This window comes from Kitasatospora sp. NBC_01560 (assembly GCF_045208415.1).
Classification (GTDB): Bacteria; Actinomycetota; Actinomycetes; order Streptomycetales; family Streptomycetaceae; genus Kitasatospora.
On sequence record NZ_CP109364.1, the window covers coordinates 2447797 to 2467486 of the forward strand.

General features: G+C 73.7%; 19 protein-coding genes. 5 read left to right on the forward strand and 14 right to left on the reverse strand.

Going from position 1 to position 19690, the window contains the following annotated elements; translation table 11 throughout:
* Nucleotides 1–46: 46 nt before the first annotated feature.
* From argJ to OH807_RS10235, 3 genes are all read right to left on the reverse strand, one after another.
* On the reverse strand, nt 47–1228 hold the full coding sequence (gene argJ, locus OH807_RS10225) for a bifunctional glutamate N-acetyltransferase/amino-acid acetyltransferase ArgJ (protein ID WP_406196648.1): 1182 nt from the start codon (nt 1226–1228) through the stop codon (nt 47–49).
* Nucleotides 1225–2253, reverse strand: a complete 1029-nt coding sequence (gene argC / locus OH807_RS10230) for an N-acetyl-gamma-glutamyl-phosphate reductase (protein WP_406196650.1) — start codon at nt 2251–2253, stop codon at nt 1225–1227. The genes argJ and argC overlap by 4 nt, the downstream gene beginning before the upstream one ends.
* A 331-nt stretch (nt 2254–2584) precedes the next feature.
* Nucleotides 2585–3853, reverse strand: coding sequence for a methyltransferase (locus OH807_RS10235; RefSeq protein ID WP_406196652.1), 1269 nt, complete (start codon nt 3851–3853; stop codon nt 2585–2587).
* Between the two features lie 97 nt (nt 3854–3950).
* Here OH807_RS10235 and OH807_RS10240 point away from each other — a divergent pair, with 97 nt between their 5' ends.
* Together OH807_RS10240 and OH807_RS10245 are read left to right on the forward strand one after the other, a co-directional pair.
* Nucleotides 3951–4352 carry a VOC family protein gene (locus OH807_RS10240; protein ID WP_406196655.1) on the forward strand — a complete coding sequence of 134 codons (402 nt, stop codon included), beginning with the start codon at nt 3951–3953 and terminating at the stop codon, nt 4350–4352.
* 25 nt (nt 4353–4377) lie between these two features.
* The gene (locus tag OH807_RS10245; RefSeq protein ID WP_406196658.1) at nt 4378–4752 is read left to right on the forward strand and encodes an RNA-binding S4 domain-containing protein; all 375 of its coding nucleotides are present in this window, start codon (nt 4378–4380) and stop codon (nt 4750–4752) included.
* A 51-nt stretch (nt 4753–4803) separates the two neighbouring features.
* Here OH807_RS10245 and OH807_RS10250 read toward each other — a convergent pair whose 3' ends face one another.
* From OH807_RS10250 to OH807_RS10260, 3 genes are all read right to left on the reverse strand, one after another.
* Nucleotides 4804–5310 carry an FBP domain-containing protein gene (locus OH807_RS10250; protein ID WP_406196660.1) on the reverse strand — a complete coding sequence of 169 codons (507 nt, stop codon included), beginning with the start codon at nt 5308–5310 and terminating at the stop codon, nt 4804–4806.
* Between the two features lie 61 nt (nt 5311–5371).
* Complete coding sequence (locus OH807_RS10255; RefSeq protein WP_406196662.1) at nt 5372–5929, reverse strand: HD domain-containing protein; 558 nt, start codon at nt 5927–5929, stop codon at nt 5372–5374.
* 134 nt (nt 5930–6063) lie between these two features.
* Entirely contained in the window at nt 6064–6951 is an 888-nt protein-coding gene (locus OH807_RS10260; protein WP_406196665.1) for an SAM-dependent methyltransferase, read from the reverse strand.
* A 222-nt stretch (nt 6952–7173) separates the two neighbouring features.
* Here OH807_RS10260 and OH807_RS10265 point away from each other — a divergent pair, with 222 nt between their 5' ends.
* Both OH807_RS10265 and OH807_RS10270 read left to right on the forward strand, forming a co-directional pair.
* Complete coding sequence (locus OH807_RS10265) at nt 7174–8106, forward strand: polysaccharide deacetylase family protein (protein WP_406196667.1); 933 nt, start codon at nt 7174–7176, stop codon at nt 8104–8106.
* A 32-nt stretch (nt 8107–8138) separates the two neighbouring features.
* Complete coding sequence (locus tag OH807_RS10270) at nt 8139–9149, forward strand: ketopantoate reductase family protein (RefSeq protein ID WP_406196670.1); 1011 nt, start codon at nt 8139–8141, stop codon at nt 9147–9149.
* A 63-nt stretch (nt 9150–9212) separates the two neighbouring features.
* On the opposite strand, the gene OH807_RS10275 is transcribed toward OH807_RS10270, so the two are convergent.
* Complete coding sequence (locus OH807_RS10275) at nt 9213–10031, reverse strand: SDR family NAD(P)-dependent oxidoreductase (protein ID WP_406196672.1); 819 nt, start codon at nt 10029–10031, stop codon at nt 9213–9215.
* 353 nt (nt 10032–10384) lie between these two features.
* Between OH807_RS10275 and OH807_RS10280 the strand changes: the two genes are divergently transcribed.
* Nucleotides 10385–11254, forward strand: a complete 870-nt coding sequence (locus tag OH807_RS10280) for a 3-hydroxybutyryl-CoA dehydrogenase (RefSeq protein ID WP_406196674.1) — start codon at nt 10385–10387, stop codon at nt 11252–11254.
* A 404-nt stretch (nt 11255–11658) separates the two neighbouring features.
* Here the strand turns inward: OH807_RS10280 and OH807_RS10285 are convergent, their stop codons facing one another.
* From OH807_RS10285 to pheS, 7 genes are all read right to left on the reverse strand, one after another.
* A complete protein-coding gene (locus OH807_RS10285) occupies nt 11659–12390 on the reverse strand; it encodes a hypothetical protein (RefSeq protein ID WP_406210865.1) in 732 nt (243 codons plus the stop codon).
* Nucleotides 12391–12481: 91 nt separating this feature from the next.
* Entirely contained in the window at nt 12482–13324 is an 843-nt protein-coding gene (locus OH807_RS10290; RefSeq protein ID WP_406196676.1) for a chitosanase, read from the reverse strand.
* A 147-nt stretch (nt 13325–13471) separates the two neighbouring features.
* Nucleotides 13472–14446, reverse strand: coding sequence for a hypothetical protein (locus tag OH807_RS10295; protein ID WP_406196678.1), 975 nt, complete (start codon nt 14444–14446; stop codon nt 13472–13474).
* Nucleotides 14443–15369 (reverse strand): ATP-binding cassette domain-containing protein, encoded by a 927-nt coding sequence (locus OH807_RS10300; RefSeq protein ID WP_406196680.1) that lies wholly within the window; start codon nt 15367–15369, stop codon nt 14443–14445. Before OH807_RS10300 ends, OH807_RS10295 begins: the two co-directional genes overlap by 4 nt.
* Nucleotides 15369–15878, reverse strand: coding sequence for a GntR family transcriptional regulator (locus OH807_RS10305; protein ID WP_406196682.1), 510 nt, complete (start codon nt 15876–15878; stop codon nt 15369–15371). Before OH807_RS10305 ends, OH807_RS10300 begins: the two co-directional genes overlap by 1 nt.
* A gap of 107 nt (nt 15879–15985) precedes the next feature.
* The gene (gene pheT, locus OH807_RS10310; protein WP_406196684.1) at nt 15986–18487 is read right to left on the reverse strand and encodes a phenylalanine--tRNA ligase subunit beta; all 2502 of its coding nucleotides are present in this window, start codon (nt 18485–18487) and stop codon (nt 15986–15988) included.
* Nucleotides 18487–19608 (reverse strand): phenylalanine--tRNA ligase subunit alpha, encoded by a 1122-nt coding sequence (pheS, locus tag OH807_RS10315; RefSeq protein ID WP_406196686.1) that lies wholly within the window; start codon nt 19606–19608, stop codon nt 18487–18489. The genes pheT and pheS overlap by 1 nt, the downstream gene beginning before the upstream one ends.
* Nucleotides 19609–19690 lie beyond the last annotated feature (82 nt).

The following is a 19690-nucleotide window of genomic DNA, read 5'->3' on the forward strand; positions in this document are numbered from 1 at the left end:
ATCTGCACGGTTCTGGTTCCCCGGCTCGGGTAGCTGGTGGCGACTGTCAGGTGGAGTAGGCGCTGTTCTCGTGCACGTAGTCGGCGGTGAGGTCGTTGGTCCACAGGACGGCCGCGGCCTCGCCGGCGTTGAGCCGGGCGGTGATCACGATCTCGCGGCCGGTCATGTCGACCAGGTCGCGGTCCTCCCCCACGCTGCCGTTACGGCAGACCCAGACGCCGTTGATGGCGACGTCGAGGCGGTCCGGGTCGAAGGCCGCGTCGGTGGTGCCGACCGCCGCCAGCACCCGGCCCCAGTTCGGGTCCTCGCCGTGCAGGGCGCACTTGAGCAGGTTGTTGCGGCCGATCACCCGGGCCACCTCGACGGCCTCGTCCTCGGTGGCGGCGGCGGTGACCTCGATCCGGATGTCCTTGCTCGCCCCCTCCGCGTCGCCGATCAGCTGGCGAGCGAGGTCGGCGCAGACCGTCCGGACGGCCTCGTCGAACTCGGCCCGGTCCGGGGTGGTGCCGGAGGCGCCGGAGGCGAGCAGCAGCACGGTGTCGTTGGTCGACATGCAGCCGTCGGAGTCGATCCGGTCGAAGGTCGTCCGGGTGGCGCCGCGCAGCGCGGTGTCCAGGGCGGCGGCGTCCAGGTCGGCGTCGGTGGTGAGGACGACCAGCATGGTGGCGAGGCTCGGGGCGAGCATGCCGGCGCCCTTGGCCATGCCGCCGACGGTCCAGCCGGCCGGGCTGGTCACCTGGGCCGTCTTGTGGACGGTGTCGGTGGTCTTGATGGCGATCGCGGCGGCCTCGCCGCCGGTCTCGCTGAGGCCGGCGGCGGCGGTGGCGACGCCGGGCAGCAGGATGTCCATCGGGAGGCGGACGCCGATCAGGCCGGTGGAGGCGACGGCCACCTCGCCGGCGTTGAGCTTCAGCTCCTCCGCCACCTTCTCGGCGGTGGCGTGGGTGTCCTGGAAGCCCAGCGGGCCGGTACAGGCGTTGGCGCCACCGGAGTTGAGGACGACGGCGGAGACCGCGCCGCCCTTGAGGACCTGCTCGGACCAGAGCACCGGCGCGGCCTTGACCCGGTTGGCGGTGAAGACGCCGGCGGCGGCGAGCGAGGGGCCGTCGTTGACGACCAGGGCGAGGTCCGGGGTGCCCGAGGCCTTGATGCCCGCGGTGACACCCGCGGCGCGGAAGCCCTTGGCCGCCGTCACACCGACGTTCGTGGTCTTGGCGTTGCCGGTCACGGCGCGACTCCGTTCAGGGGGAGGCCCAGGTCCTCGGGGAGGCCGAGGGCGATGTTCATGCTCTGCACCGCACCGCCGGCGGTGCCCTTGACCAGGTTGTCGATCGCGCTGATCGCGATGATCCGCCCGGCGGTCTCGTCCAGGGCGACCTGGACCAGGGCGGCGTTGGAGCCGTAGACGCTGCTGGTCTGCGGCCACTGCCCCTCGGGCAGCAGACGGACGAAGGGCTCGCCCGCGAACGCCTCGGCGTAGGCGGCGCGCAGGCTCTCGCCGGTCACGCCCGGCCGGGCCTTGGCCGAGCAGGTGGCGAGGATGCCGCGCGGCATCGGCACCAGCGTGGGGGTGAAGGAGACGGTGACCGGCTCGCCCGCGACCGGGGTGAGGTTCTGCGACATCTCCGGGGTGTGCCGGTGGACGCCGCCGACGCCGTAGGCGCTGACGTTGCCCATGACCTCGCTGCCGAGCAGGTTGGTCCTGGCGGCCTTGCCGGCGCCGGAGGTGCCGGAGGCGGCGACGATCACGGCCTCGGGCTCGGCGAGCCCGGCCGCGTACGCCGGGAAGAGCGCCAGCGAGACGGCGGTCGGGTAGCAGCCCGGGACGGCGATCCGGTTGCTGCCCTTGAGGGCGTCGCGGTGTCCGGGCAGCTCGGGCAGGCCGTAGGGCCAGGTGCCGGCGTGCGCGGAGCCGTAGAACTGCTCCCAGTCGGCGGCGGCCCGGAGCCGGAAGTCGGCCCCGCAGTCGACGATCAGCACGTTCCCGCCGAGCGCCTCGGCGACCGCGGCGGACTGGCCGTGCGGCAGCGCCAGGAACACCACGTCGTGGTCGGCCAGCACCTCGGGGGTGGTGGGCTCCAGGATCCGGTCGGCGAGCGGGAGCAGGTGCGGCTGCAGTGCGCCGAGCCTCGCCCCCGCGTTCGAGCCGCCCGTCAGCGCCCCGATCTCCACCTCCGGGTGGCCGAGCAGCAGGCGCAGCACCTCACCGCCCGCGTATCCGCTCGCGCCGGCAACGGCGACTCGCAAAGCCATGGCAGTTTCCCTCCTTGGTCGTAGCATGAATATACGCATCACGGAACATCCATGCAAGGGAGTGCGGGGCGGGGTGCCGACACCCCGCCCCGCACCCGGGGACAGGAGTGCGCCGCCCGCCGACGGCGGCGTTCCATCCGCTGCCGACAGCGAGCTTAGGCTACCCTTAGTTGGCCGGTGCGGGCTGCGCCCCCGGCTCCCCCGTCACCCGGCCACCCGTCACCCAGCCCCCCACCATCCGGCTCCCCCCATCCGGCTCCCCCCATCCGGCTCCCCCACCCGGCTCAGCGGCCGACGGCGGACCGGCCCGGCGGCCCGCCTGCCGCCCGGCTCAGCGGCGTACGGCGCGCAGGACCACGAACTTGGGGTTGCCCGCGACCAGCTTGCAGTTGCCGAAGAGGCGGCGCAGCTTGAGGTGGTAGCCGAGGTGCCGGTTGCCGACCACCCAGAGCTCACCGCCCGGACGCAGGGCGCGGCGTGCCCCGGTGAACATCCGCCAGGCGGTGGCGTCCGTGGTGGCCTGGTGCGAGTGGAACGGCGGGTTGTTGAGGACGAAGTCCACCGAGCCGGCCGGGACGTCCTCGGTGGCGAGGGCGTCCGCGGTGAGGAACCGGGCGGGCGCGTCCGGGCCGAGGTTGGCGCGGAAGGTCGCCTCGGCGGAGGCCACGGCCTGGTCGGACTCGTCCAGGAAGAGCAGTTCGGCGCCCGGGCTCGCCAGCGCCGCGGCGGTGCCGACCACGCCGTTGCCGCAGCCGAGGTCGACGATCCGGGAGCCGGGAGCCGCGACCGGCAGGTGCCCGAGGAAGAACCGGGTGCCGATGTCGAGGCGCTCGGCGCAGAAGGTGCCGGCGTGGTCGACCACGGTGCGGCCGGCCGCCGGGCCGATGTCCCCGGGCAGGGCGTAGCTGCGCGGCCAGGGGCTGGGGCCGGGGTCGAGCGCCGGGTCGGGCGTGCAGAGGATCAGCCGCGCCTTGCGGACGGCCAGCGAGGTGCGGGTCGGGCCGAGGATCCGCTCGAAGAGCTGGAGCGTGGAGGTGTGGATCTCGGTGACCATGCCAGTGCCGATCACCAGCGTGCCGGGGTGCAGGGCCGGGGCCAGCCGGTGCAGCTGGTCCTCCAGCAGCGCGAGGCTCTTCGGGACGCGCACCAGCAGGACGTCGATCCGCTCCGGCGGGGTGTCCCGGGTGGTCAGCAGCCGGGCGGCGGCGGGGTCGGCGCCGGCCCGGGCGAGGTTGGCCAGGGTGGCCTGCCGGCCGAGGTGCGAGTCGCCGATCTGGACCGGCGCGTCCGGGGCGGTGCCCGCGGCTCCGGCGGCGGCCGTCGCGAGCGGGGAGGTCGGCGCGGTGGTCAGCGCGGAGGTCAGCGCGGTGGTCAGCGCACCCCAGCGGTCGCCCAGGACGACGACGGTGCGGCCGGCGAGCGCGGTGGCGGCGCCCTGCGCGCTGTCGGCCTCGCCGGCGAGGTGGCGCAGCAGGTACTCGTCGGCGGCGTCCCAGGCCCGCAACCGCTCGCGCGGGTCCTCGGGGAAGCGGGTGAGATCGAAGGTGCCCCACGGGGTGGCGAAGGGGGTCACGGCGGCGGGCGTGCTGAGGCGGTTCATCGTGGCCCCAGGCTAGCCGACCACCGGGCGCGGGCCGTCCGGGCGGCCGATACTGGAGGAGCCCGACCGGAAGGGTCTGACCGGAAGGGGATTGGGCATGGACTGGAAGCTCGAAGTGGTGGTGGTCCCGGTGTCCGACGTGGACCGGGCCAAGGCCTTCTACGAGGAGCAGGCAGGGTTCACCGTGGACCACGACACCCGGATCCGGGACGGCGTCCGGGTGGTCCAGCTGACGCCGCCGGGCTCGGAGTGCTCCATCGTGGTGGGCACCGGGGTCACGGAGGCACCGCCAGGCTCGGTGAAGGGCCTGCAACTGGTCGTCCCGGACATCGGCAAGGCGCACGGCGAGCTCGTCGCGCGCGGCGTGGAGGTGAGCCCGGTCCAGCACTTCGAGGCCGGCACCCGGGTCGACGGGCCCGGCGGGGAGTGGAACTCCTTCGTCTTCTTCTCCGACCCGGACGGCAACGGCTGGGCCGTCCAGGAGTCGCCGCCGCGGTGACCGCGGGCCTGGGTAGGCTCGGGGGATGGTCGAAGACGAGGGAAGCGTCCGGGTGGACAGCTGGGTCTGGTCGGTGCGGCTCGCCAAGACGCGGTCGCTGGCGGCGGCCGCCTGCCGCGCCGGGCACGTGCAGGTGAACGGGGAGCGGGCCAAGCCCGCCCAGGCGCTGAAGGCCGGGGACGAAGTCCGGGTGCGCCAGGACGGGTTCGAGCGCGTCGTCGTGGTGCGCAAGCTCGTCCGCAAGCGGGTCGGGGCGGCCGTCGCGGCCGAGTGCCTGGTGGACAACAGCCCGCCGCGGCCGCCGCGCGAGCTCCTGGCGGCGGCCGGCGAGCGGGACCGCGGCGCCGGGCGGCCCACCAAGCAGGACCGGCGCAGGCTGGACGGGCTGCGGCAGCGCTAGAGGGCGGCCCGCGGAAACCGCCGGCCGGCCCGGGGCCCCCGCGTGACCAGCTCAGGCCGCGGTGTCGGTGAGGACCTTCACCAGGAAGGCATCCAGGTTGGTCACCGTGCGGGCGATCAGCTGCTCCTGGGACAGCGACTCCTCGGGCCGGCTGACCAGGGCGGACTGCTTCAGTCCGCGCACGTAGAGCGAACACGCGAGATCGGCGCAGATGTAGGTGCCGACGGTGTTCCCCTCGCGCCCGGAGACGCCCGCCCGGCGGGCCGCGAGCAGCGCGACGCCGGAGCCGGCATGGGTGGAGATGCAGAACGAGCAGACGTTGCTCATCCGCAGGCTGCGGCGCACCGACGGCACCCGCAGCGTGACGCCGACCAGTTCGCCGCCGTGCTCGGCGACCAGATAGCCGCGGTCCGGCGCGCCCTGATCCCGCCAGCCGAGGAAGTCCAGCTGCTCCCAGGGGAGTTCGGCCAGGCCCCGAGGCAGGTTGAGCCGACGGGCCTCGCCCTTGGAGCAGTTGACGAAGGAATCGCGGATCTCGGTCTCGGTCAGGGGTTTCATGCTGCGGAAGCTAACACCGGCCCGCGCGGTGTGTCGCGTCATTTTCCACCGGAGCGTCCCGCTATGGGAGGCGGTGGAGGGGGTGTTCGGCCTGGACGGCGAGCCGGCCCGGGGCGTCGTCCCCGATCCTGGTGAGCAGGTCGTCCAGCTCCAGGAAGACCTCCCAGCGCTCGCGGCCGGCGGCCGTGGCGATCCGGTCGACCACCCGGTCCTCCAGGTCGCGGACCCGGCTGTTCTTCCAGGCCTGGTCGGCCAGGCTCACCAGCAGCTCCTCGACGGTGATTCCCGGGCCGCCCCAGCTCGCGTGGGTGGCGGCGAAGCGGGCCAGCCGCTCGGGGACGCCGCGGGCGAGCAGCAGCGCGTGCCCGGCCGGCTCGTGGGCGGAACCGGGGCCGGAAAGCTCCTCGGGGTGGACGGTCTTGCCGATGTCATGGGTGGCGGCCCCGAACAGCACCGCCTCCCGGTCGAGCGCGAGGCCGGGGCAGCAGGCGGTGCACCAGTCGGTGATCGCCTCCGCGACCTGGTGCACCAGGCTCAGGTGGGCGACCAGCCGTGGCGGTGCGCCGACGGCTTCCAGGAGGCGGGCGGCAGCGGCGGGCAGCGGCGGGAGGTCGGTCACGGGCGCAGGGTAACCCTCTCGGGTGACGGTTTGTCAGTGGCGGGGGCTACCGTCCGGGTGGACGGGGGCGCGCACCGGCCCCGACGCCCGGAGGGGAGGCGTCGGGGCCGGTGCGTCGTGCTGCCGCTCGCCGCTCAGCGCTTGAAGGCGACACCCGCGTACGCCGAGACGTCCTGCCAGCCCTCGGGCAGCTCGCCGGTCGGGACGTGCCCGGCCTCGGGCCGCCAGAGCGGGAGCTGGACCAACCCGGGGCCGGCGAACTCGAAGTCCCCGAAGAACGGTTCGACGCCGGCCCGCGGGCGCAGCACCAGCGGGGCGCTGGCGCTGCGGTAGATCCGGGCGCCCTCGGCGGCGCTCTCCCGGGAGGCGAAGTCGGGGCTGCCGTGCGAGAGGATCAGCGCGCTCCCGGGGGCGAGCGCGTCGCGCAGGGTGCGGACGATCGCCTCGGCGCCGTCCTCGTCCCGGATGAAGTGCAGGACGGCGACCAGCATCAGGGCGACCGGCTCGCCGAGGTCGACGGCGGCGCGCAGGCCGGGGTGGTCGAGGATCGTTGCGGGTTCGCGCAGGTCGGCCTCGATCACCGAGGTGTGGCCGGCCGGGTGGCTCGCCAGCAGGGCGCGGGCATGGGTGGCCACGATCGGGTCGTTGTCGATGTACACCACGCGGGCGGCCGGGGCGACCCGCTGGGCCACCTCGCTGGTGGAGCCGACGGCGGGGATGCCGGTGCCGATGTCGACGAACTGGCGGATGCCCCGGCCGGCCGCGAACTCGACGGCGCGGCCGAGGAACTCACGGTTGGTACGGGCCAGCAGCGGCAGCGCGGGGTAGGCCGAGATGGCGGCCTCGGCGGCCTTACGGTCCACCTCGAAGTTGTCCTTGCCGCCGAGGTAGTAGTCGTACATCCGGGCGGTGTGCGGGACACCGGTGTCCAGCTCGGTCGGCGGCTGCCAGTCCTCGGAGCGCGCCCAGTCCCAGTCCGTGTCCGTAACCGCGCCGGTCGTGGCCGCCGTGTCCTCGTGCATCCTGTTCCGCCCCCAATGCCTCACTGCCGGAATGCCTGTCCGTCGTGGTATGTGCACTACCACGCGGTGCGCGGTGATCGTATCCGACGGTAGGCCTTGGAAACAGCGCGAGTTCAGGTTTCTGCAGGCCTTCCGGAGCGGTGTGCGTGCACGTCCGTCACGGGTCCGGGGCCGCACCCCTCGAATCGCCCCGCTGTGTCGCCGTCTCTATGCTGGCTGCCGATGACTGCCGACCGGATGACCGCCGACCGCCGCTCCGTCCTGCGCGCCACCGCCAGGCTGGCCGCTCTCGCCGCCGCCGGCGGACTGCTCACCGCCTGCGGCAGTGGCAGCCCGCGCCGGGCCGACCCGGGGGCGCTCGCGGTGCACCCCGGCACCGTCCACCCCGGCGGCGACCCGGGCGCGGTGGACCCCGCCTGGGCGGGCGGCGAGGGCCCGGCCTCGCCCGCCCCGACGACCCCCGTCCCGGCCGCCGGCGCCGCGGCCGCACCCGACGCGTCGGCCACCGCACCGCCCGTACCGCCGGCCCTGCCGGCGCTCGCCCCCGGCACTCCGGTCGAGGTCGCCTACGGGCCGCGCACCGGTAAGAACGTCGCCCTGACCTTCCACGGCAGCGGTGACCCGAAGCTGGCCACCGCCCTGCTGGAGATCGCCGAGCAGCGCGGCGCCAAACTGACCGTGATGGCCGTCGGCAGCTGGCTCGACCAGCAGCCGCAGATGGCCCGGCGGATCCTCGACGGCGGCCACGAGCTGGGCAACCACACCCAGAACCACCAGAACATCTCCGCGATGACGCCCGACCAGGCGCGCGCCGAGATCGCCCAGTGCGCGGAGCGGCTGCAACGGCTGACCGGCTCGATCGGGCGCTGGTTCCGCCCCTCCGCCGCCCAGTACGCCACCCCGATGGTGCGCGAGCAGGCCCGGGCGGTCGGCTACGAGCACGTGCTCTCGTTCGACGTCGATCCGCGCGACTACAGCGACCCGAGCGCCGCCGAGCTGCAGCGCCGGGTGCTCGGCTCGACCAAGGGCGGCTCGGTGGTCGCCCTGCACATGGGCCACCAGTGCACGGTGGACGCGCTCCCCGGGATCCTGGACGGACTCGGCAGGGCCGGGCTGACCCCGGTCACCGCCAGCCGGCTCTGCGCACCCGCCTGACCGGGCCGCCGCCCGCGTGCCATGCTTCGCGCATGCGCTACATCATCATCGGGGCGGGTGCGGTGGGCGGCACGATCGGCGCCCGGCTGCACGAGGGCGGGCACGACGTCGTCCTGGTGGCGCGCGGTGCGCACCTCGCGGCGCTGCGGGCCGGCGGGCTGCGGTTCGGCACCCCGGAGGGCTTCCGCACGGTGGCCGCCCCGGTGGCCGCCGGCCCGGAGGAGGTCGCTCTGCGGCCGGGCGACGTCCTGCTGCTCGCCGTCAAGACCCAGGACACCCCGGCCGCGCTGGCCGCCTGGGCCCCGCGGCCGGTCGCCGGCGGCGGCACGGCCGCCGAACGGCTGCCGCTGGTCTGCGCGCAGAACGGGGTGGAGAACGAGCGGCTCGCCCTGCGGGTCTTCCGCGAGGTGCTGGCGATGTGCGTCTGGCTGCCCTCCGGCCACCTGGAGCCCGGGGTGGTCACCGCCGCCGGGACTCCGCTGAGCGGGGTGCTGCGGCTCGGCGGCTACCCCGGCGGCGACGGCGGTGCGGTGGCCGCGGCGATCGCCGCCGACCTCTCCCGGTCCTGCTTCAGCTCCTCCGCCGACGCCGGGGTGATGGGCTGGAAGTACACCAAGCTGCTCGGCAACCTCGCCAACGCGCTCGACGCCGTCGCCGGCCCGCGCGACGACGAGCCGGTCCGCGCGCTCCGGCGGCGTGCCCTGGCGGAGGGCGTGGCGGTGCTCGCTGCCGCCGGCGTCCCGCACCGGGATCCGGCCGAGCAGAGCCGGCTCGCCGGGGAGCTGCTGCGCATGGAGCCGGTGCGGGGCGCGGAGCGCAGCGGCTCCTCGTCCTGGCAGAGCCTGGCCCGCGGCACCGGCTCGATCGAGGCCGACCACCTGAACGGCGAGATCGCCCTGCTGGGCCGGCTGCACGGGGTGCCGACCCCGGTCAACGAGGCGCTGCAGCGGCTCGCCAACGACTTCGCCCGGAGCGGGCGGCGTCCCGGCTCGCTCACCGACGAGGAGCTGGCCGGCCTGTCCGGTGGATCCGCCCGCGGCTAGCGGCCGGCGGCCGGCGCCGGTTGTGCGGAAGGGGCCGGTGTGCCCGCGGCGCCCGGGCACGGCCTAGGCCATCGGGTCCTCGGGCCCGTACGGACGCAGCCGCAGCGTCCGGGCGTCGGCCTCGCGGATCTCCTCGGCCCGGCGGACCAGCTCCTCCAGGTTGTCCCGCCCGGCGTGGATGAACCGCCCGTGCAGCGCGTCGAAGCGGCCGCGGGCGGCGTCCACGGTGACCGCGACCATGTAGGGGATGGAGCCCCACGTCTTCATGTCCTGGAACATCGGCATGCCGGCGGTCATGTCGGTGGCGACCGCGCCCGGGCTGATGTCGAGCACCACCACCTGGTGCGGGGCGAGCGAGTCCGCCAGGTTGTCGGAGAGCTGGAGCAGCGCGCCCTTGGAGGTGGCATAGGCGGTGTAGTGGCCGTCCGGGCGCAGCGCGAAGCCGGAGTTGAGGTTGACCACCCGGCCGCGCCGCCGCTCGACCATGCCGGGCAGGACGCAGCGCAGCAGGTTGTAGGGGCCGCGCAGGTTCGTCTCGACCACCTGCCACCACTCGTTGGCGTCGGTCTCCCAGAGCGGCACCTCGGCCCGGTCGACCTGACCGGCGTTGTTGACCAGCAGGTCGACCGGGCCGAGGTCGCGCTCGACCGCCCGGACCGCCTCGCGGACCGACCCGGGGCGGGTGACGTCCGCGGTGACGGCGACGCCGCGGGCACCGTGCCGGGCGCACTCCTTGAGCGTGTCGGTGAGCGTCTCGTGATTGCGGCCGACCAGGCCGACGGCCATGCCCTCGGCGGCGAGGCCGATCGCGATCTCCCGGCCGATGCCCCGGCCGGCCCCGGTGACCAGCGCGACCTGCCCCGCCAGCGATCCCGTTGCCATCCCCGTTGCCATCCCCGTGCTCCCTTCGCCTGCCACCGAACCCCCGCCCGGCCCGCCGGCCGGCCCGCGGTGCCTGGCCCCCGGCTCCCCCGGCCGTCCCGCATTCTGTCCGTCCGCGGCGTGCCGCAACCCCGGGCGCACGGGGCCGCCGGCCCGGGCTCACCCGTTCGGCCCAGCCGCCCGGCCGGCCGGTCCGCCCGGGGAGGGGATGACCTACTGGCCAGTACGGAGTAGTAACGTCGTCGGGGCGGTGCACCGGTGCACGAATACCGGTGCTCCACCCGCTGAACAGCGGCTTGCTGGGCCACCTGTCGCTGGGGCCGCACACCCCAGCACCACCGAAGGGCAACTGAGTGAGTGACATCGCGCGCGTCGGAGTGATCGGCTGCGGCCTGATGGGATCGGGCATCGCGGAGGTGTTCGCCCGGGCCGGGCTGGACGTCCTGGTGTCGGAGGCCACCGGCGAGGCCCTGGAGTTCGGCCGCACCCGGCTGACCAACTCCCTCGACACCGCCGTCAAGCGGGGCAAGCTGACCACCGGGCAGCGCGACGAGGCGCTGGCCCGGCTCTCCTTCACCACCGACCTCGCCGACTTCGCCGACCGCGACCTCGTGGTCGAGGCGGTCGCGGAGCGCGAGGACATCAAGGTCCAGATCTTCCAGACGCTGGACCAGGTGGTCGAGCGCCGGGACGCCATCCTCGCCTCCAACACCTCGTCGATCCCGATCGTGAAGCTGGCCGCCGCCACCTCGCGCCCGGAGCAGGTGATCGGCCTGCACTTCTTCAACCCGGCGCCGGTACAGAAGCTGGTCGAGGTGATCCCCACCCTGACCACCTCGGCCACGACCACCGAGCGGGTGGAGGCCTTCGCCACCCAGGTGCTCGCCAAGGAGCCGATCCGCGCCCGTGACCGGGCCGGCTTCGTGGTGAACGCCCTGCTCGTGCCGTACCTGCTGTCCGCGGTGCGGATGTTCGAGTCGGGCGTGGCCACCGCCTCCGACATCGACAAGGGCATGGAGGCCGGCTGCGCCCACCCGATGGGTCCGCTGCGGCTGTGCGACCTGATCGGTCTGGACACCATCGTCTCGATCGCCGAGTCCATGTACGACGAGTACAAGGAGCCGCTGTTCGCCGCTCCCCCGCTGCTCTCCCGGATGGTCGACGCGGGTCTGCTGGGCCGCAAGTCCGGCCGCGGCTTCTACGACTACACCGCGGGCGCCTGACCCCGGAAACGGTGACGGGGCCCGGGAGCGGTATCCAGCTGCCCGGGCCCCTGAGGTGCCACCCAATTGCTTGCACCGGCACGTTTAAGGGTGTGGGTCATTCTCACAGCATCGTGCTTTGCCATTGAAGCTACCGCGCCACGGTAGAGGCGCAGACGGGAGTCGAACCCGCATCCGACGCTTACAGCACACACCCGGTCGATCCGGCGCTCGGCGGCGAATGCTGAGCCTGGAGCGAGAGTCTGAGTCTTACAGGGGCGCCTCTGCCATGTTGGGCCACCCCGGCGCGAAGTGCCGGAGGGAGGACTCGAACCTCCACATTCTCCCCTGATATCAGCTTCAACCTCAGTATCAGCTTGCGCTCTTCGCGCCACCCCCGCTCTCATACGGGGGCGATCTGGGGGCTACCCGAACAGGTAGCCGAACACCGCATCACCGACCCGACGGTCGGTGACCTCGGAGCCGTTGGCCTCCTCGCGGGCGAACTGGACGGCCTGCTGGAGCTTCTCGACCCGCTCCAGGAGCTCGTTCACCCGCCGGGCCGGCAGGGCCCCGGAGAACTTGACGGTCGTCCAGTAGCCGACCGCGATGTCCTCGTAGTACACCTCGACCTGCGCCGGGTGCTTCTCCGTCGCCTCGGCCTTCACGTGGTTGCGCGGCACCTTCTTGGTGCGGATCGTGCGCACCGCCTCGGTCTTCCAGGAGTCCGTCGAGGCGTCGTGGTTCCAGGCCTCGGCGGCGTCCAGCACCGGCAGCTTCCGCACGAAGGTGCGCAGGTCGGTGAGCTGCTTCTCCAGGAAGAGCAGGTAGGTGACCGGCACGTCGGCGACGAGCGTCCGGCCGTCGACCACGACGTCGGCGCGGGCCTCGGTGTTGGCCCAGTCCTTCGTCGCGGTGACGTCGAACAGCCGGGACAGCGTCGCGGACGTGGTCCGCAGGACGTCCTCGGCCTTCACCTGGACGCGGGTGGACTCCGGGGGGAGCTGCTCGCCCTCCTCGTCCTTGGGCTGGTAGGTACGCGAGATACCGGCCAGCAACGCGGGCTTCTGCAAGTCCTGGTGGGACTGCGTCAGCTCCTGGAAGGACTTGGACTTGACGCCCTTTTCGACGGCGATGATCTGGTTCAGCTTGGCCACGTCGGCGAACGTACCAGCGATCACGGCGCAGTGTCATCCGATAAACGCACGACCGCGGAGGCCTGCGAACGGCCTCCGCGGTCGCCGCGGGTCAGCTGTTGATGCTGTAGCTGTCCCCGTAGACCTTCCACTTGAGCGGCGGGTTGAGGTCGAAGTTCTTGGCGTTGAGGAAGACCAGCTGCTCGGTGTCGACGCGGCTGGTGTCGGAGTGCGCCTCCTCCAGCTTCATGGCGGCCTTGCGGGCGTCCAGGAAGGCCTTCAGGTAGGTGGCCTCGTCGCCGCCCTGGGCGGGGGACTTGGCCTTCTTCAGGGCGTTCTTGCGGATGGTGCCGAAGCCGGCCGGGTCGAAGCCGCCTCCGTGCATCACGATCGCGTCGTAGTAGGCGAACTGGCCCAGCGCGCGCAGGCCGTCGGACTTGGCCTGGCTGACGGCCGGGTTGAAGTAGACGCGGTCCCGCTCGTCGTTCTGGGCCTGCTGGAAGACGCCGTCCTTGGCCGCGGTGGCCCAGTCCTTCTCGAAGGCGGAGCCGAGGCCGCTGTGCGACTCGGTGCCGTTGACCTTGCGCAGCGCGGGGAGGTACTTGGCGAGGACGTTGCCCGGCTTGAGGTCGGTGTAGTGCTCGACCAGGTCGAGCATGTCGCCGGTGCCGGAACAGAAGCCGATGATGCCCGCGGTGTAGCCGCGGCCGTCCTTGATGTCCTCGATGTACTTGTACTGGGACTTCCAGTCCAGCGAGGAGTTCTCGGCGCTGGACACCAGCTGCATCGCGATGTCCTTCTTGTGCGGGTCGTCCAGGCCGACCGCCTTGAGCTGGACGGCGGCCGCGGCCGGGGCCGTCGCGTGGGCGGCGCCGGCCGCGGCGACCGTGGCGGGCGCGGCCACCAGCAGGGCGGCGAGGGCTATGCGTACGGTGCGGTGCTGCTGACGGTGCATCTGACGCTCCGTGTCCGTGGGGGCGGACCCAGGGGTGCCCGCCGCAAGGGAGTTAGGAAACTTTCCTAACCAAGAAATAGCGTCAGCACACACGGCTCCGCAAGGGTTTTGACGGAATCTCTTCAAACCCGGGGCGGGGGATCCGCCTCAGAGCAGCCGGCGCCGCACCCACCACACGGCCGCGGCACCGATCGCCACCGCGAGGGCCGCCGTCCAGCCGAACTCGATGAACTGGAACGACCAGTAGCGGCCGTCCGGCTGGTACACCTCGTGCACGGCGTAGCCGCCCTCGCGCACCAGGCGCTCCCCGTCGGAGAAGCCGTTGCCGAGGGCGTAGAACTCGCGACTGCCGATCCGGTCGCCCGAGGGGTCGGTGAACCAGGTGCTCGCCGTCCAGCGGTGGTCGACCGAGTTCTGCACCAGGGTGTGCACGGTGTCCCGGAGCGGCGTCCGGTAGTGGAACCGCAGGGACTCCGCCACCAGGGGCGTCGCCACCGAGACGCCGACGCCGATCCCCACCGCGGCCACCGTCCGCCGCAGCACCGCGCCGGCGAGCGCGGAGACCGCGAAGACCAGCAGCACCCGGCCGGCCAGCGCCGGCGGCGCCGCCACGAACAGCAGCGGGGAGAACCGCCCGGCCTGCGCGGCCAGCGGTGCGCTCCACCAGTCGAAGACCACGGCCAGGACCGCCGCGCCCAGCGCCGCCACCGTACCGGCCAGGGCCAGCACGGTCGCCGTCCAGCGGGCCCGGCCGGCCCCCTGGGTCCACGCGAAGCGGAACGTGCCGTGCTCGAACTCCCGGGCCAGCAGCGGGCCTCCGACGAACGCGCCGATCGAGCCGCCGAGGAAGTAGAGGATGTTGCTGCCGACCGTCAGCGCAGTCCCGTACTCGCGCAGGAAGTCCTTCCACAGCTGGTTGCACGCCGCCGTGGTCCAGTCGCACCCGGCGGCCCCGGAGCGCTCGAACCCGGCCCGGACGAACCACCCGCCGACCACCAGCACGACCGCGCCCGCGGCCAGCACCCCGAGCGCGGTGACCAGGACGGCCCGGTGGCGCAGCCATGCCGCGTGCAGGACGCCGCCCCGGGGCAGGACCGCGGACACCGCGGTGATCGCACTCACGACTGGAGAACCCTCTCGTTCGAACGGACGGCCCCGCGCGGGCCGGGCAGGGCGGAGGCGGCCGGCTCGCGCAGGTAGGCGAGCACCAGCTCCTCCAGGCCGACGCGCTGCTGGCGCCAGCCGGCACCCACCGGCGCGTCCACGCCGCCGGTGCGCACCAGCAGGTGGGACTGCGCCCCGGCCCGCCGGTCGCGGACCACGGCGAGCCGGGCGGCGAGTGCGTCCGCCCCGGCGGTGGGGCCGGTGAGCATCCGGTGGCCGCCGAGCAGGTCGTCCACCTCGCCGCTCACCTGGACCCGGCCGCCGGCCAGCACCACCAGGTAGTCGCAGGTCTGCTCCAGCTCGGCGACGGCGTGCGAGGAGAACAGCACCGAGACGCCGTCCTCGGCGACGGCGGTCAGCAGCGCGGCCATGAAGTCGTGCCGGGCCAGCGGGTCGAGCGCGGCCAACGGCTCGTCCAGCAGCAGCAGTTCGGGCCGCTTGGCGAGGGCCAGGGCGAGCGAGACCTGGGCCTGCTGGCCGCCGGAGAGACGACCGTAGCGGCGGTCGAGCGGAATGCCGAGACCGTCCAGATGGTCCCGGGCCCGGGCGTCGTCCCAACGGCGGTTGAGACCCCGGCCCATCCGCAGCAGGTCGCGGACGGCGAGGCCCGGGTAGAGCGCGGCGTTCTGGGCGACGAAGCCGATCCGGTCCAGTGCCCCGGGCGAGCCGGGCCGCCGGCCGCCGAGGACGGTCAGGGCGCCCTCGCTGGGGGCGGTCAGCCCGGCCGCGAGGTTGAGCAGGGTGGACTTGCCGGCGCCGTTCGGACCGACCAGGGCCACCACGTGCCCGGCCGGGACGGCGAGGTGGCAGTCCCGCAGGGCCCAGGTGCGGCGGAAGCGCTTGCCCAGCCCGCCGCAGTCGATCACGGTGTCCCCCGCCATCACGCCACCACCCCGTCGTCCCCGCCCCGCGCGTGCTGCCCGTCCCGCAGGTCCCGCAGGTCCCGCAGCGCGTCCTCGAACACCGCGGCCATCCCCTCCTCGTCCAGCCCGGCCGCCCGCGCGGTGCGCAGCCAGTCGAGCAGTCCCCGCCGCAGCGCGGCCCGTTCCCGCAGCGGCACGACGCCGGCGGGCAGGCCGCGGACGAAGGTGCCCCGGCCGCGGCGCCCGGCGGCCAGCCCCCGGTGCTCCAGTTCGCGGTAGGCCTTGAGCACGGTGTTGGGGTTGATCGCCAGCCCCGCCACCACCTCGCGGACCCGGGGCAGCCGGTCGCCCTCCGCCAGCCAGCCCATCCGCAGCGCCTGTTCGACCTGCTGCACGAGCTGAAGGTAGGTCGGGACCCCGGACGAGGGGTCGAGACGGAACTCGATCGGCGAGGGCTGCTCCCCCGGCTCCGCCGGCTCCCCCAGCTGCCCCGGCTCCCGCGGCTCCTCCGGTTTATCTACTTTCATAGTTAATGAGTGAAGTGGACAAGTGACCGATCGTCAACCCAAGGAACGGCAAAGGGCCCCGCCGCCGGAGGAGTCCGGCGGCGGGGCCCTGTGCACGGGCCCGCGGGTCAGGCGCCGCGCAGCACCGCGCCCGTACGGGCGAGGGCCTCGGCGACGGCCGCCTCGCGGGCGGCACCCGCCTCGTCCGCGGTCAGCGTGCGGTCCGTGGCGCGGAAGCGCAGCGCGTACGCCAGCGACTTCTTGCCCTCGCCGACCTGCTCACCGGTGAAGACGTCGAACAGCCGGATGCCCTCCAGCAGTTCGCCGGCGCCGGTCCGCAGCGCGGCCTCGACGTCGGCCGCCGGCACGGCGGCGTCCACGATCAGTGCGACGTCCTGGGTGGCCACCGGGAAGCCGGAGACGGCCGGGCCGGAGACCCGCTCGGCACCGTCGGCGGTGAGCAGGTCCAGGTCGATCTGCATCGTGCTGGTGCGCTCGGGCAGGCCCATCGCCTTCACCACGCGCGGGTGCAGCTCACCGGCGTGGCCGACCACCCGGTCGGTGCCGGCGACGACCAGCTCGGCGCAGCGGCCCGGGTGCCAGGGCATCAGCCGGCCCTGGCGCACGGTCAGCTCGACGCCGGCGGCGCGGGCCACCGTGCGGGCCGCCTCGACGGCGTCCGCCCAGGAGGCGGTGCTGCCCTTGCCCCACCAGCCGGAGGGCAGCCGCTCCCCGGCCAGCGCGACGGCGACCCGGCGCGGCTGGTGCGGCAGCGCGGCGTCGAGAGCGGCGAGCTCCTCATCGCTCGGACGGCGGTCGACGGCCGGGCGCGGCGCGACGGACAGCTCGTCCTTGGGCAGGAAGACGGTGCCCGTCTCGAAGATCGCCAGGTCGGTGTTGCCGCGGCCGACGTTGCGGCGCAGCGCCCCGAGCAGGCCCGGCAGCAGCGTGGTGCGCAGCGCCGGCTCCTCGTCGTTGAGCGGGTTGACCAGCTTCACCGTGCGGCGGCGCGGGTCGTCCTTCTCCAGGCCGAGGGCGTCGAAGGCGGCCTCGCCGACGAACGGGTAGTTGTTGACCTCGACGTAGCCCGCCGCGGCCAGCGCCACGCCGACCCGGCGGTGCATCCGCTGGGCCTCGGTCAGGCCCTTGCCGGGCGGCACGGTGGGCATCCGGGCGGGGACGTTGTCGTACCCCTCCAGGCGGATGACCTCCTCGGCCAGGTCGTAGGGGTCGGTGAGGTCCGGGCGCCAGGTCGGCGGGGTGACCTCCAGGACGTCGGCGCCCGCGACGGAGCAGCCGATCTCCTGCAGCCGCCGGGTGACGGTCTCGCGGCCGTACGCGGTGCCGGCCACCCGGTCGGGCAGGTCGGCGGCGATGGTGATGGTGCGCAGCGGGTGCGGGGCGGCGATGTCGGTGACACCGGCCTCGGCGGTACCGCCGGCGATCAGCACCAGCAGGTCGACGGCGCGCTGCGCGGCGGCCCGGGCGGCCTCCGGGTCGACGCCGCGCTCGAAGCGCTTGGACGCCTCGGAGGGCAGCTTGTGCCGCTTGGCACCGCGGGCGATGGCGACCGGATCGAAGTGCGCCGCCTCGATGATCACCTCGGTGGTGCCCGGGCCGGCGGCCGGGTCGAGGATCTCGGTGGAGGCGCCGCCCATCACACCGGCCAGGCCGATCGGGCCGCTGTTGTCGCAGATCAGCACGTCCTCGGCGGAGAGCTTGCGCGTCACGCCGTCGAGGGTGGTGAGGGTCTCGCCCGCCTCGGCGCGGCGGACCACGATCGGCCCGTCCACCCGCTGCTTGTCGTACGCGTGCAGCGGCTGGCCGACTTCGAGCATCACGTAGTTGGTGATGTCGACGGCCAGCGAGATCGGGCGGATGCCCGCCTTCTGCAGCCGGCGCTGGAGCCAGAGCGGGGACTTCGCGGCCGGGTCGAGGCCGATGACCGTACGGGCGACGAAACGGTCGCAGCCGGCCGGGTCGGCGACCTTGACCAGGTAGCCGAAGGAGTTGGCCGGCGGCACGTCGAGCAGCGCCGGGTCGGCCAGCGGCAGCCCGTAGGCGGCAGCGGCCTCGCGGGCGACGCCGCGCATCGAGAGGCAGTAGCCGCGGTCCGGGGTGACGGCGATGTCCAGCACCTCGTCGACGAGCTGGAGCAGCTCGATCGCGTCGGTGCCGGGCTCGAACTCGGGCGGGAGCACGATGATGCCGTGGTGGTCGTCGCCCATGCCCAGCTCGCGGGCGGAGCAGATCATGCCGGCCGAGGTGTGGCCGTAGGTCTGCCGGGCGGCGATCGGGAACGGGCCGGGCAGCACGGCGCCCGGGAGCACCACGACGACCTTGTCGCCGACGGCGAAGTTGGTCGCGCCGCAGACGATCTCCTGCGGCTCGCCGGTGCCGTTGGCGTCGCCGACGTTGACGAAGCAGTGCCGGATCGGCTTCTTGAAGCCGCTCAGCTCCTCGATCGAGAGCACCTGGCCGACCACCAGCGGACCCTTGAGGTCGGCGCCGATCTGCTCGACGGTCTCGACCTCCAGGCCGGCCCGGACGAGCCGCTCCGCGACGTCACGGCCGGTCTCGCCGGCCGGCAGGTCGACGTACTCGCGCAGCCAGGAAAGCGGGACGCGCATCAGATCTCCATCCCGAACGGGAGGGTGAAGCGCACATCACCCTCGACCATGTCGCGCATGTCGGCGACGTTGTGACGGTTCATCAGGATTCGCTCCAGGCCCAGGCCGAAGGCGAACCCGCTGTAGCGGTTCGGGTCGATGCCGCAGGCGACCAGCACCCGCGGGTTGACCACGCCGCAGCCGCCGAGCTCGATCCAGCCCTCGGAGGAGCAGGTGCGGCAGGGCCGGTCCGGGTTGCCGACGGACTCGCCGCGGCAGACGAAGCACTGCAGGTCGATCTCGGCGCTCGGCTCGGTGAACGGGAAGTACGAGGGGCGCCAGCGCAGCTCCAGGCCGTCGCCGATCAGCTTGGAGACCAGCTGCTCGATGGTGCCCTTGAGGTCGGCGAAGGTGATGCCCTCGTCCACGGCCAGCCCCTCGACCTGCCGGAAGACCGGGGTGTGGGTGGCGTCCAGCTCGTCCGTCCGGTAGACCCGGCCGGGGCAGACGACGTAGATGGGGGGCTCGCGGTCGAGCATGGTGCGGGCCTGGACCGGCGAGGTCTGGGTGCGCAGCACCACGCCGGAGTCGGCGGAGCCGTCCGGGGCGCGGACGAAGAAGGTGTCCTGCATCGAGCGGGCCGGGTGGTCCGGGCCCAGGTTGAGGGCGTCGAAGTTCAGCCACTCGGCCTCGACCTCGGGGCCCTCGGCGACCTCGTAGCCCATCGCGACGAAGGTGTCCTCGATGCGCTCGGCCAGCGTGGTCAGCGGGTGCCGGGCGCCGCGCGGCGCACGGTCGTAGGGCAGCGTGACATCCACCGCCTCCTCGACCAGCACGCGGGCGTCGCGCTCCGCCTCCAGCTCGACCTGGCGCTTGGCGAGGGCCTGGTTGACGGCGCCGCGGGCCTGGCCGATCAGCTTGCCGGCGGCGGCCTTGGCGTGCGGGGGCAGGGCGCCGATCTCGCGGTTGGCGAGGGAGAGCGCGGAGCGGTCGCCGGTGTGGGCGACCTTGGCCTGCTTCAGCTCGTCGAGGGAGGTGGCGGCGGCGAAGGCCTCGAAGGCCTCGTCCCGGGCCTGCTCCACCACCTCGGGCTTGAGGGCCTCGACCTCGACCGGGTCGTAAGACTTGTTGGGTGCCGACATCTCTATCTTCCCGTGCTCCTGCTCGTCCGTGCTCAGGTAAGGGGGGCAAACGCCTTCCGCGTCACGCCCGGCGTGGCCGGGG